The 11991-nt window shown below is 69.3% G+C and carries 9 protein-coding genes; 4 read left to right on the forward strand and 5 right to left on the reverse strand.

Annotation, left to right across the window (positions count from 1 at the left end):
- Nucleotides 1-2: 2 nt before the first annotated feature.
- Entirely contained in the window at nt 3-182 is a 180-nt protein-coding gene (locus PBV52_RS24480; protein ID WP_274241112.1) for a DUF397 domain-containing protein, read from the forward strand.
- Nucleotides 183-195: 13 nt separating this feature from the next.
- Here PBV52_RS24480 and PBV52_RS24485 read toward each other — a convergent pair whose 3' ends face one another.
- Together PBV52_RS24485 and PBV52_RS24490 are read right to left on the reverse strand one after the other, a co-directional pair.
- Nucleotides 196-2892: an ATP-binding protein gene (locus PBV52_RS24485; RefSeq protein ID WP_274241113.1), complete on the reverse strand. Its 2697-nt coding sequence runs from the start codon at nt 2890-2892 to the stop codon at nt 196-198.
- A gap of 9 nt (nt 2893-2901) precedes the next feature.
- Entirely contained in the window at nt 2902-3387 is a 486-nt protein-coding gene (locus PBV52_RS24490) for a hypothetical protein (RefSeq protein WP_274241114.1), read from the reverse strand.
- Nucleotides 3388-3764: 377 nt separating this feature from the next.
- Here PBV52_RS24490 and PBV52_RS24495 point away from each other — a divergent pair, with 377 nt between their 5' ends.
- Nucleotides 3765-4112, forward strand: coding sequence for a DoxX family protein (locus PBV52_RS24495; protein ID WP_274241115.1), 348 nt, complete (start codon nt 3765-3767; stop codon nt 4110-4112).
- Between the two features lie 81 nt (nt 4113-4193).
- Here the strand turns inward: PBV52_RS24495 and metG are convergent, their stop codons facing one another.
- Both metG and PBV52_RS24505 read right to left on the reverse strand, forming a co-directional pair.
- Nucleotides 4194-5903, reverse strand: a complete 1710-nt coding sequence (gene metG, locus PBV52_RS24500) for a methionine--tRNA ligase (RefSeq protein ID WP_274241116.1) — start codon at nt 5901-5903, stop codon at nt 4194-4196.
- A gap of 135 nt (nt 5904-6038) precedes the next feature.
- The gene (locus PBV52_RS24505) at nt 6039-7844 is read right to left on the reverse strand and encodes a VWA domain-containing protein (protein WP_274241117.1); all 1806 of its coding nucleotides are present in this window, start codon (nt 7842-7844) and stop codon (nt 6039-6041) included.
- Between the two features lie 276 nt (nt 7845-8120).
- Between PBV52_RS24505 and PBV52_RS24510 the strand changes: the two genes are divergently transcribed.
- Nucleotides 8121-10199 (forward strand): PhoX family phosphatase, encoded by a 2079-nt coding sequence (locus PBV52_RS24510; protein ID WP_274241119.1) that lies wholly within the window; start codon nt 8121-8123, stop codon nt 10197-10199.
- 16 nt (nt 10200-10215) lie between these two features.
- On the opposite strand, the gene PBV52_RS24515 is transcribed toward PBV52_RS24510, so the two are convergent.
- The gene (locus PBV52_RS24515; RefSeq protein WP_274241120.1) at nt 10216-11160 is read right to left on the reverse strand and encodes a LysR family transcriptional regulator; all 945 of its coding nucleotides are present in this window, start codon (nt 11158-11160) and stop codon (nt 10216-10218) included.
- A 172-nt stretch (nt 11161-11332) separates the two neighbouring features.
- Between PBV52_RS24515 and snpA the strand changes: the two genes are divergently transcribed.
- A complete protein-coding gene (gene snpA, locus PBV52_RS24520; protein WP_373921899.1) occupies nt 11333-11989 on the forward strand; it encodes a snapalysin in 657 nt (218 codons plus the stop codon).
- Nucleotides 11990-11991 lie beyond the last annotated feature (2 nt).

The following is an 11991-nucleotide window of genomic DNA, read 5'->3' on the forward strand; positions in this document are numbered from 1 at the left end:
ACGTGATCAAGTGGCAGAAGTCGACCTTCTCCAGCGGGAGCGACGGAGCCAACTGCGTGGAACTGGCCGCCGCCGAAGGCAAGCTACTCCTCCGCGAAAGCGACGACCCCGCCCGAATACTCCCCGTCACCCCCAACGGACTCGCCGCGCTCGTGCGCCTTCTGAGGACGAGCCGTACGTGACGCCGACACTTTGTCAGCTGTTCTTGTCGGCCGCGCTCGAAGGACGCTGCAGGAGGTAGCCCGAAACGGGACCGAGGCTCTCGTCGTCCAAGTGGAGGGTGTCGGACCAGTTGCGTTGGGCGACCGGTGCGAGCAGGGACTCGATGGTGCAGGACCAGACTTGGCACAGCTCCCGCAGGAAGAGCCCGTGCAGGCCACCGGACAGGCGCCACCACTGCTTCTGCCAGGTCAGCGTGGGGTGGTCGCGGGCTGAGTCATACGCGGTGTCGCGGTTCGCCGGGAAGACCTGCCCCAGGGGTGAGGTGGAGACTATCTGGACGATGAAGATCCAGTTGTCGGGGAGCGGCACCGGCTGTCCGGAGAGGTAGTGGTAGACCTCCGGCGGTCGGGTACGCCAGGTGATGGGCCATCCGAAGGTAAGGAAGACCTCGTTGCGCTGCGCGGCCCACTCGGCCACGTCGGCCGGGCGCAGCACGCCCTGTGCCGTCAGAGCGAAGGCGACGTTGTCAGGCAGGAGGTCGAAGGCGCAGTGCAGGGTGTGGGCCAGCTCCAGCTGAAGTGGGTCCTCGAAGTGCCCCGTGCTGCGGAGACGTTGTTCCTGGGCACGCATCCAGTGCCGTACCTGCTCCTGTGTGGCGACCAGGTCGGCCCTGTCCCGTGAGGCCCGGCTGGGCTGTCCGGCGAGGTAGCCCGCGAAGGACACGGACGTGTCGGCGAGGAAGCCATTGACCGTGACGGTGCCCAGGAAGTTGCGCCGTCCCTGGAAGTGCATGCTGTTCCAGAGTGTGGCCAGCCCGATGCGCCGTCCCTTCTCGTCCAGCACTTCGGTCGCTCGTTCGGCGAAGTCGTCGCGCATCCGCAGGCGCAGTTTCTCCTCCGCACTGCGCCAACTGTCGGTCTGGGGCGGGTAGAGGCGGTCGAAGACCTCGTCCGGTGATCCCATGGCCAGCGAGAACGGTGGGATGACCTCGGGTCCGGTCGCGCCAGGCTCCCACGCGTGAACCGGTACGGCGTTCTCCAGGACCAGCCGTTGGACCAGCTGGGTGAGTCGTTCGTCGTCGGATCGCTGGAAGAGGCCCTGGGCGTCGTAGGGGCTCGTCTTGAGCATGACGCGTACGGTCGTGCCCTCCGGGACCCAGTCCTGTGTGGACAGTGGAGTGAGGAGAGGGCGGCTGGCGGGCCCGTCGAAGGCGATGCGACGTGCGTCCGCGAGCGAGCCGTCGTAGCGGCGCGTGATCAGCTCCACGCGGTCGCCGAGCAGGAAGACGGAGAAGAAGCCGATACCGAACCGGCCGCTGGGCTGAAAGCCTCCGCTGGCCAGTCCCGGCAGCCGGTTGCGCACCCGGGCCGAGCTCCACCCGCTGCTGCCGAAGTCGAGCAGGCCGTGGAGGAGGATCTCCTCGTCCATGCCGACGCCGTTGTCGCTGACCTCCAGGCACCAGGAACCGTCGGTCTCGGCCAGCCGGACCTCCACGCGCCCGTCCGGGAAACCGGGCTGTAGTGCTCGGCGGGCCAGGACGGCGTCCTGGGCGTTCTGGATCAGCTCGCGTACGGCGACCTCGGGTGCGTCACCGTACAGTTGCTCCCCGCCGAGGTTTCTGACCAGGGCCGGGACGTCGGACACCTTGACGGTCGCGTCGATGGGCCGCCAGTCCTGCACACGGAAGAGTTCCGCGAAACGCTCGGGGGAGTCGACGCCGGCGACCGCCCGGGCCGCGAGTCGAGTCCGTCCGAGATCGTGCAGTAGGGCGTCGACCGCTTTCAGCTCCTGGTCGATACCGCGCAGATAGTCGAGGGCCAGCCACCAGGCGGTGGCGTCCTGCGGGGGAAAGGGACGCAGCGAGTTGTAGGTGACCCGGTCGCCCTTCAGGTACGGGCGGCTGATGTGTTCCTGGAACCGCCAGTGCTCACGGGAGACGCCGCGCGGCTTGCGCAGAGAGGACAGGAACGTGGGGGCGCGGCGGCTGTCGATCTGGGTCGCGTCGGCGAGCCGCAGGACGCAGGCCAGCTTCAGCGGCTCGATGGTCCAGTTGCTGGGCTGCCAGGGCAGCGAGCCGCTCTGGTGGCGGAACTCGTCCGCGAGCCGGTCCACGGGCCACCAGTGGCTGGCCGCCAGCTCGCCGATCAGCGGACCGTACACCTCCCGCAACTGCACCTCCTCGATGAGGAAGATGTCGTTGCCCGTGTTGGACCGCCACGGCTGGTCCACCAGCCGCCTGGCCTGATCCGCGTGCGTCGCCCTGATCGCGGCCGCCTGGCAGGCCTTCGCTATCTCGGGAGGCGGTGCGTCCAGTTCCTCCCGGTCGGGCCAGCATCCCTCCCGGTCGTAGTAGGTCATCGCCACGAGATCCCGCCACCGCTTCTCGCCCAGCGCCTCGGGCACGCTCGTTCCGTACGCGGCCGACCCCATCGCGGCATCGTGCAGCACGAAGGCGCACCCCAGCACGTACGCCTCGGCGGGATTCAGGGTCACCTCGGTCCCGCAGACGAGATCGGCCGTCTCCCACAGCGCGTCCACATGGCTGATGTCGTGCACCGTGAAATCGGGCATACTGCGCGCGTTCTCCTCAAGGAGCGTGGCCGCCTTCTTCCGCAGTTCCACGTACGACGCGCGCAGTCGTTCCCGCTGTTGGGCGTGGGGATCGGGGCCCGGCCGCGCGACTAGGGTGTGCCGCCACAGGGATGTGTTGGTGTAGTCGTGCTCGGGCACCGGGGAGGATCACCTCATCGCGGGCAGGAGGAAGAACGCGGCGAGCACCCACATGGTGATCACCGATACGAGGATGAAGAGCAGCACGTACGTTTCGTACCAGCGCAGGAAATTGCCGGGACGTGGGCGTGTGCGGAACCCCGCTCCGACGACCTCGTCGGTGATGTCGCACTCCTCGTTGCGGTAGTCCAGCCAGGCAAGGGCTCCCACCACGATCAGTGTGGCGGTGAACGCGGCGACCATTGTGACGAGGATCAACAACCCGATCACCCCGCTGCGCGCGGTGGCCGGCGCCAGATCCCACTTGCGGTACCCGACGAAGAGGGCGAGGGCCGCACCGACGAGTGTGGTGGCGAGCGTCTGGTAGAGGGCGAGGAAGCGGTGAGCGTTCTCGTTCACCGCATGTATCTGCTGGAGGAGATACCGATACCGCTCCAGTGCGAACTCGTTGCGTACGGATGCCGCTTCCGGCCTCGTCTCCCCTGGTGTTGCCATCGCCCCCGCCCGCCTGACCCGTCATCAGCATAGGTGACCAAGTTCCGCTTGGCATCACAGTGTTGCCGACAGTCGCAGGAAGTGACCAGAGTGCTGTGAACTCAGCGCAAAGCCCCGGGAACCTTGCGGAACCGGGGCCTTGCAGGTTTCTGCGTTACTCCGCACCAGGTTTCTCCTCCAGGCGTGGGAACAGGACCGCACCCTTCGTGACCGTCGTGCCGGCCGGGGTGCTGACGCGGGAAGCGGACTTCGGCGCCGAGGGGGCAATCTTCTGAGTAGTGCCGTCACACTTTCGCGGCGGGCGGCGTCAGGGAGGCAGTGGACCCGCCGCGTGGCACCGGCCGCGCGGCTCCGACTGCACCTGACCAGGAGTTTCCATGCAGACCGCGTATGTCGTCGTGACCCTCGTCGCCGCCCTGATGGCTGGCTTCTCCGGCACCGTCCTGCTCATGCGGGCCCAGTGGATCGTGCAGGCGCTCACCGACTACTCCGTGCCCCGGTCGTGGTGGACCTGGCTCGGGCTGGCGAAGGTTGCCGGGGCCGTCGGGCTGGTGGTCGGGCTGTTCGTGCCGGTTATCGGGGTGCTGGCGGGGGTGGGGCTGGTGCTGTACTTCCTCGGGGCCGCCGTGACCGTGGCGCGTGCCCGGTGGTATGCCCACATCCCGTTCCCGCTGGTCTACGCCGCCCCCGTGGTCGGGGCCCTGGCGCTTGCGTACGGAGGCTGAACGGCAGAAGCGAACGGGCCCGGAAACCAGCCGGTGAGGCAGGTTCCGGGCCCGTTCGCGCTGTCTCGTTCCGTTCCGTTCCTACTCGCCGCCGAAGCGCTCCTTGTACGTCTCCAGGTCCTCGTCCGTGAGCTTCGCGAAGAGGACCGGCGGGACGGTGAAGGGGGTGCCGGCGGGGACGGAGGTCAGGGACTTCGCCTCGTCGGCGCCGACCCAGGTGGCGGTGTCGTCGCTCAGGGCGAAAGCCTCGCGCATTGTCTTCGCCGTCGCCGGGATGAACGGTTCCGAGACCACCGCGTAGAGGTGGATCAGGTTCATCGCGGTGCGGAGGGTGAGGGCGGCGCCGTCCTTGTCGGTCTTGATCTCCAGCCAGGGTGCCTTCTCCTCGAGGTAGGAGTTGCCGGCCGACCACAGGGCGCGCAGGGCTGCCGCTGCCTTGCGGAACTGGATGGCCTCCATGTGCTCCTCGTACTCGGCGAGCAGACGGGCGATCTCCTCGCCCAGCCTCGCCTCCGCCTCGCCGGGCTCGGCGCCCGCCGGTACCTCGTCGCCGAAGCGCTTGCGGGAGAAGGACAGGACGCGGTTGACGAAGTTGCCGAGGGTGTCCGCCAGGTCCTTGTTCACCGTGGCCGTGAAGTGCTCCCACGTGAAGGACGAGTCGTCCGACTCGGGGGCGTTGGCCATCATGAAGTAACGCCAGTAGTCGGCGGGCAGGATTTCCAGCGCGTCGTGCGTGAAGACGCCGCGCTTCTGCGAGGTGGAGAACTTGCCGCCGTAGTAGTTGAGCCAGTTGAAGGCCTTGATGACGTCGACCTTTTTCCACGGCGCGCGGGTGCCCAGCAGGGTTGCCGGGAACATCACGCTGTGGAACGGGACGTTGTCCTTGCCCATGAACTGTGTGTAGTGGACGTCCGCGTCCGACTCCCACCACCACGAACGCCAGTCGCGGTTCTCCGGGTCCTGGTCCGCCCACTCCTTCGTGGAGCCGATGTACTCGATCGGGGCGTCGAACCAGACGTAGAAGACCTTGCCCTCGGCGGCCAGGTCCGGCCAGGTGTCGGCCGGGACCGGAACGCCCCAGTCCAGGTCACGGGTGATCGCGCGGTCGTGCAGGCCCTCGGTGAGCCACTTGCGGGCGATGGAGGAGGCGAGCACCGGCCAGTTGTCGGCGCGCTCGTCGACCCACGCCTCGACCTCGTCGGCCAGCACCGACTGGAGGAGGAAGAGGTGCTTGGTCTCGCGGACCTCCAGATCGCTGCTGCCGCTGATCGCCGAGCGGGCATCGATCAGGTCCGTCGGGTCCAGGACGCGCGTGCAGTTCTCGCACTGGTCGCCGCGGGCCTTGTCGTAGCCGCAGTGCGGGCAGGTGCCGATGATGTAGCGGTCGGGGAGGAAGCGGCCGTCCGTGATCGAGTACACCTGGCGGATCGCGCGCTCCTCGATGAAGCCGTTCGCCTTCAGTTCCCGCGCGATCTCCTGCGTGATCTCGTGGTTCTGCGGGGACGAGCTGCGGCCGAAGTAGTCGAAGGCCAGGTTGAAGCCGTCGTAGATCGCCTTCTGCTGGTCGTGCGCCTGCGCGCAGAACTCGTCGACCGGGACGCCCTGTTCCTTGGCGGCCAGCTCGGCGGGGGTGCCGTGCTCGTCCGTGGCGCAGATGTACAGGACGTCGTGTCCGCGCTGGCGCAGGTACCGGGAGTACACGTCCGCCGGGAGCATGGACCCCACCATGTTGCCCAGGTGCTTGATCCCGTTGATGTACGGAAGGGCGCTGGTGATGAGGTGTCGAGCCATCGGGGGCTGCTCCCATGTCGGTCGTTTTGTGAACCTTGAAATCGTAGCCGACATGGGTGGGCCGCCCGCTTCCCGTTTTAAGGGGTGGGAAGGGGCGGCCGTGGGCGGGGGCGGTGGTTGGGCTGCTCCCGTCCGCTACGGGCGCCAGTTCGCCAGGATGCCTTCGTAGACCTGCTTGTCGGTCAGCTCCAGCGGGGTCTCGCCGGCCAGGAAGTGGGCGGTGTTGGCCGTCTTGAGCTTGCGGAGGTAGTCGAAGGCCTTGTTCTCGGGGTCGCCGAAGGCGACGAAGGAGAAGAACACGGAGGGGTGGTTCTTCGCGGCGTCCGTGAGGGCCTGGGTGGCGGGGGTCTTGGCGTCGGGGGCGCCGTCCGTCTGGAAGATCACCAGGGCGGGGGTGTCGGGGGCGGTCTTCTGGTGGTGGGAGACGACCTCGTCGACGGCCACGTGGTAGCTCGTACGACCCATGCGGCCGAGGCTCGCGTGCAGCTCGTCGATCTTGTTCTCGTGGTCGGTGAGGGTGAGGTCGGCGGTGCCGTCGAGTTCCGTGGAGAAGAAGACGACGTGGACCGTGGCCTCGGGGTCGAGGTGGGCGGCGAGGGCGAGGGTCTGGTCGCCGAGGGCCTGGGCGGAGCCGTCCTTGTAGTACGGGCGCATGGAGGCGGAGCGGTCGAGGACGAGGTAGACCTTGGCCCGGGTGCCGGTGAGGTTGAGCTCGTCGAGCGTGGCGCCGGCGGACTTGTAGGCGGTGAGGAGGCCCGGGGGGAGGTCGGCGGCGGTGGCCGTGGCGTTTTCGTCGTCGGCTGCGAGTGGCTCCTGCGGGGCTTCTTCGCCGTCGGCGGCCGCGGGCTCGTCGGACGCCTCAGCGGGCGCCGGCTCCGCGACGGGTTCAGGGTCAGCCTCGGCGGCGACCGGCTCCGCGACCGGTTCAGGCGTGGCCTCGGCGGCTACCGGCTCGGGGTCGGGTGTGACCTCGGCGGGCACCTCGGCCTCGGGGGCCGGCTCCGGGGTGACCTCGGCGATCGCCTCCGGCTCGGGTGCCGGCGCCTCGTCCGCCGCCACCGGCGCGGGCTCCTCGGCCACCGGCTCGTCCGCCACAGGCGCCTCGGCCGCCGTCTCAGCGACGGCTTCCTCGGCGGTGGGCGTCTCGGCGACGGGCTCTTCCGTGACGGTTTCCTCGACGACCGGCGTCTCGGCAGCGGGCTCTTCGGTCACCGGTTCGGCGGCGGGCTCCGCGTCGACGGGTTCCTCGGCGACGGGCGCTTCCGCGACGGCCTCGTCGGCCGCGGGCGTCTCGGCTGCGGGCTCTGCTTCGGCGGCTTCCTCGGCGACGGGCGTCTCTGCGACGGCTTCTTCGTCCGCGGGCGTCTCGACGACCGGCGTTTCCGCCACCGGCTCCTCGGCGACCGGCGTTTCCGCCACCGGCTCCTCGGCGACCGGCGTTTCCGCCACCGGCTCCTCGGCGACCGGCGTTTCCGCCACCGGCTCCTCGGCGACCGGCGTTTCCGCCACCGGCTCCTCGGCGACCGGCGTTTCCGCCACCGGCTCCTCGGCGACCGGCGTTTCCGCCGCCCGCTCCTCGGCCCCCGTCGGCTCCGCCGCCGCCGACTCCGCCCGCGTCTCCACCGGCGTCGTCGGCTTCGGCACCGCGACGTTGTCGAAGGCGGCCGAGACCAGCTCGTGCGCTCCGTCGTCCGTCTGCTCGACGGGGTCCGCCTTGGCAGGCTTGTCTGTCTTGTCGGACTTGCCGGTTCCCTCCGACTTCGTCGACCCTTCCGACGCGCGCGGTTCCGGTACCTGCGCGGTAGCCGCCGGCTGCGGTTCCGGGGACGGGGACGGGACCGTCGGCTGTGGCTCCGGCGAAGGAGTCGCACCCTCTGCTTCGGCGGTACGCCCCTTGCGTGACCGGCCGAATGCGTTCCGCAGGAGAGTGAGAATGCCCATGTGCGCAACCCTTCGCGTGAGTTGATGCCCGTAGATCCCTGGCCAGGACGGACACGTAAGGTTAGCGGCCCCAGATGGTGATCTTGGGGAGGGGCTGACACAGGGGCCCTCGGTACGTCAAGGGCGGCATCGAGCCGAGTCCGGCCCCGACCCCAACTGCCGTACGTCTACCTCTGATTCACCTCTAGTTCATACGGTCGCCCCGCTCCCGCACAAACGTGCCCCTACCGTCCCCCACGCTGCACTCAAGGGGAAGCAAGGGGAGTACAAAAAGCCATGCGTATTCAGTTGCCGATCATCCGGACCAACAGTGACTCGCATCCTGGTGGCCGGGCCGCCCTGACCTGCCGGTTCCGGTGTGGTGACGCCTGTTTCCATGAGGTGCCCAACACCACCACGAACCCGTACGTCGGTGACGTCATCGCCGAGGCCGTCAGCCGCCGTACCACGCTGCGTGCCGCCGCCGTCGTCACCGCGGCCGCCGCCGTGGGCGCCACCGCCACCGTCTCCGCGCCGAAGGCGGCCGCCGCCGAGGCCGCCGCCGAGGCCGAGCGGGCCGGCGGTACCTTCTCCCGGGGTGCCCGCGGTCTCCGGTTCGACCCCGTCGCGCCGAACACCGCCGATACCGTGACGATTCCGGACGGCTACGCGCAGAACATCGTCATCCGCTGGGGCGAGCCCATCCTGCGCGGCGCGCCCGCGTTCGACCCGGAGAACCAGACCGGCGAGGCGCAGTCCCAGCAGTTCGGCTACAACAACGACTTCCTCGCCCTGCTCCCGCTGCCCGGCGAGCGGGGCCGGCAGATACTCGTCGCCAACCACGAGTACACCGACGAAGTGCTCATGTTCCGCGGGTACGACGCCGCCAACCCGACCAAGCAGCAGGTCGAGGTCGCCTGGGCCGCGCACGGCCTGTCCGCCGTCGTCGTCGAGGGGGATCGCGGGAGCGGCAAGCTCACCGCCGTGCCCCGGCACCCGCTCAACCGGCGCGTCACCGCCACCAGCGAGTTCAAGGTCACCGGCCCCGCCGCCGGCTCGGACCTGCTGAAGACCTCCGCCGACCCGACCGGTACCAAGGTCCTCGGCACGCTGAACAACTGCTCAGGTGGCGTCACCCCGTGGGGCACCACGCTGCACGGCGAGGAGAACTTCAACCAGTACTTCGCCAACGCCACCCGCGCGACGGACAAGCGCTACGGCCTCGGGACGGGGGCGAGCGAGCGCAAGTGGGAGCGGTTCGACAAGCGGTTCGACGTGGCGCAGGAGCCGAACGAGCCGCACCGGTTCGGGTACGTCGTCGAGCTCGACCCGTACGACCCGTCCTCCAAGCCGCGCAAGCACACCGCGGTCGGCCGCTTCAAGCACGAGGGCGCGACCGTGCGGCTGACCGAGGACGGGCGTCCGGTCGTCTACTCCGGTGACGACGAGCGCTTCGACTACTTCTACAAGTTCGTCAGCAGCAAGCGGATGAAGAAGGGGACGAGCCGGGCGGTGCGGGAGCACAATCTCTCGCTGCTCGACGAGGGGACCTTGTACGTCGCCAAGCTCACCGGTGACTCGCCCGCCATCGAGATCGACGGCACCGGCAAGCTTCCGTCCGACGGTGAGTTCGACGGCAGCGGTGAGTGGATCCCGCTGGCCACCGCCACCGCCGACGGTGCCGTCTCGCACGTCGAGGGGATGAGCGCGGAGGAGGTGTTCGTCTTCACCCGTCTCGCCGGTGACAAGGTGGGCGCCACGAAGATGGACCGGCCCGAGGACATCGAGCCGAACCCGTACTCCGGCAAGGTGTACGTCGCCCTCACCAACAACTCCAACCGGGGCAAGGCCGGCTTCGCCGCCGTCGACGAGGCCAACCCGCGCAACAGCAACAAGCACGGCCAGGTCCTGGAGCTGACCGAGCGCTGGAACCGCGCCGACAGCAAGAAGTTCGCCTGGAAGCTGTTCCTGGTGGCCGGTGACCCGAACGATCCGGCCACCTACTTCGCCGGGTTCCCGAAGGAGGACGTCTCCCCGATCTCCTGCCCGGACAACGTCGCCTTCGACTCGTACGGCAACCTGTGGATCTCCACCGACGGCAACCAGCTCGGCTCGCACGACGGCCTCTTCGGTGTCGCCACGCGCGGTGACCGGCGCGGTGAGCTCAAGCAGTTCCTGACGATGCCGAAGGGCGCGGAGACCTGCGGCCCGGTCATCCAGGACCGCCGCGTGCTCGTCTCCGTGCAGCACCCGGGCGAGATCGACGGCGCGACCGCCGAGAAGCCGCTGAGCGACTGGCCCGAGGGCCCGGGCAAGATCAACCGTCCGGCCGTCGTGGCGGTCTGGCGCGAGGACGGCTGCGACATCGGCGTCTGACCCCCACAGACACCGGTTACGGGAGTGCTGGGACCGGCGGCTGCCGCTCGCCGTCGCGTTCCAGCCACTCCCGGTACGCCGGTGCCTGCCGCGCCGCCTCCCAGTACGCCTCCTCCAGCGCGGGATAGACGCCGTCCAGGTCCGTCTCCGTACGGGCCGCGAGGAGCAGGCGTACGCCGAGCGGGTCGCCGTGCAGGCGCCGTACCGCCATGGTGGGGCTGTCGGCGTGGGTCGGCTGGCAGACGGCGACCACCTCGCCGGTGGCGACCAGGGCGTCCGCCGTGTAGTAGTCGCCGTGCAGGACATGGGGGTTGACGCCGGCCGCGCGGAACATCCGCTGCACGGCGTCCCACTCGCCGTCGACCGTCGGGTCGACCATCCAGCGGTCGTCGGCCAGGTCAGGGAGGGTGACCTCCGACTTCGCCGCGGCCGGGTGGTCGGTCGGCAGCGACACGAACTGCGGCTCGCGTTCCATCAGCACGCGCAGGCGGAGTTCGGGTGGGACGCGCAGGGGGCTGCCCTCCACCTCGTGCACGAAGGCGACGTCCAGCTGGCCGTCGGCGACCATGCGCAGGAGGGCGTTCGGGGAGACGTTCATGTGGAGGGTCGGGTCCTGGCCGTGGCCGCGCAGCCGGCGCAGCCAGCCCGCGAGGGCCTTGCTGGCCGTCGAGCCGACCCGCAGCTCCGGGCCGCCCACGGCGGCCGCCCTCGCCTCGGCGACCAGGGCACGCATATCGGCCACCAGCGGGCGGGCACGGCTGAGGACCAGCCGGCCGAGCGGGGTGGGGCGGCAGCCGGATCTCGCGCGCAGGAACAGTGCGCCGCCCAGTTCCTGCTCGATCCGCCGCAGTTGTGTGCTGAGCGACGGCTGGGCGACGCCCAGCTGGCGGGCTGCCCGGTGCAGGCTGCCGGTGTCGGCTATGGCGCACAGTGCGCGGAGGTGTCTCACCTCGAGGTCCATGCCCTCGGAGACTAAAGCGGAATCAAAGCTTTCACCAGCCGCACAAATCCGCCCTGAAGCTTGCTAATCGGGGCCGTGATAGGTCCGTGCTATCACCGGTTGCCATCATCACAGCCGCCGCACAGGCACCGACACTCGCCTTGACGACTCACCCCCCACCTAGGAGTCATCGATGCGTATGTCCTTTTCCCTGTCCGCCCGTTCAGCGGTGGCAGTCGGTCTCGGTGTCGCGGCCCTCGGCTTCGGCACGATCGCTCCGGCGACGGCGGCCCCGGCCCCCGCACAGGCCGGTTACGTCGCCAAGTCGGCCGATTCCGACGCCAGTCGGGCCTTCTTCCAGGCTGTCCTGAAGTCGGTCGCCGAGAAGCGCGCCGCGAACCCGAAGGCCGCGGCCGTCACGGTCACCTACGACGCGTCCGCCGCACCCAAGTTCAGCGCCCAGATAGCCCGCAGCACCGAGATATGGAACAGCTCGGTGTCCAACGTGAAGCTCCAGGAGGGCTCCAGCGCCGACTTCACCTACCGCGAGGGCAACGACTCGCGTGGCTCCTACGCCTCGACCGACGGTCACGGCAACGGCTACATCTTCCTCGACTACGCGCAGAACGAGGAGTACGACTCGACTCGCGTCACCGCGCACGAGACGGGCCACGTCCTCGGTCTGCCGGACCACTACGAGGGGCCGTGCAGCGAGCTGATGTCGGGCGGCGGTCCCGGCACGTCCTGCACGAACTCCATCCCGGACGCGAACGAGCGGGCCAAGGTGGAGCAGCTGTGGGCCAACGGGTTCGCCGCGGCGATGGACAAGGCCCTGCACAAGGCCCGCTAGCG

It is taken from the genome of Streptomyces sp. T12 (assembly GCF_028736035.1).
Taxonomy (GTDB): domain Bacteria; phylum Actinomycetota; class Actinomycetes; order Streptomycetales; family Streptomycetaceae; genus Streptomyces.

Excerpts from the sequence above, each read along its gene's own strand:
- PBV52_RS24490 (WP_274241114.1), bottom strand. The coding sequence starts at position 3,387 with ATGGCAACACCAGGGGAGACGAGGCCGGAAGCGGCATCCGTACGCAAC.
- PBV52_RS24495 (WP_274241115.1), top strand. The coding sequence starts at position 3,765 with ATGCAGACCGCGTATGTCGTCGTGACCCTCGTCGCCGCCCTGATGGCT.
- metG (WP_274241116.1), bottom strand. The coding sequence starts at position 5,903 with ATGGCTCGACACCTCATCACCAGCGCCCTTCCGTACATCAACGGGATC.
- PBV52_RS24505 (WP_274241117.1), bottom strand. The coding sequence starts at position 7,844 with ATGGGCATTCTCACTCTCCTGCGGAACGCATTCGGCCGGTCACGCAAG.
- PBV52_RS24510 (WP_274241119.1), top strand. The coding sequence starts at position 8,121 with ATGCGTATTCAGTTGCCGATCATCCGGACCAACAGTGACTCGCATCCT.
- PBV52_RS24515 (WP_274241120.1), bottom strand. The coding sequence starts at position 11,160 with ATGGACCTCGAGGTGAGACACCTCCGCGCACTGTGCGCCATAGCCGAC.
- snpA (WP_373921899.1), top strand. The coding sequence starts at position 11,333 with ATGCGTATGTCCTTTTCCCTGTCCGCCCGTTCAGCGGTGGCAGTCGGT.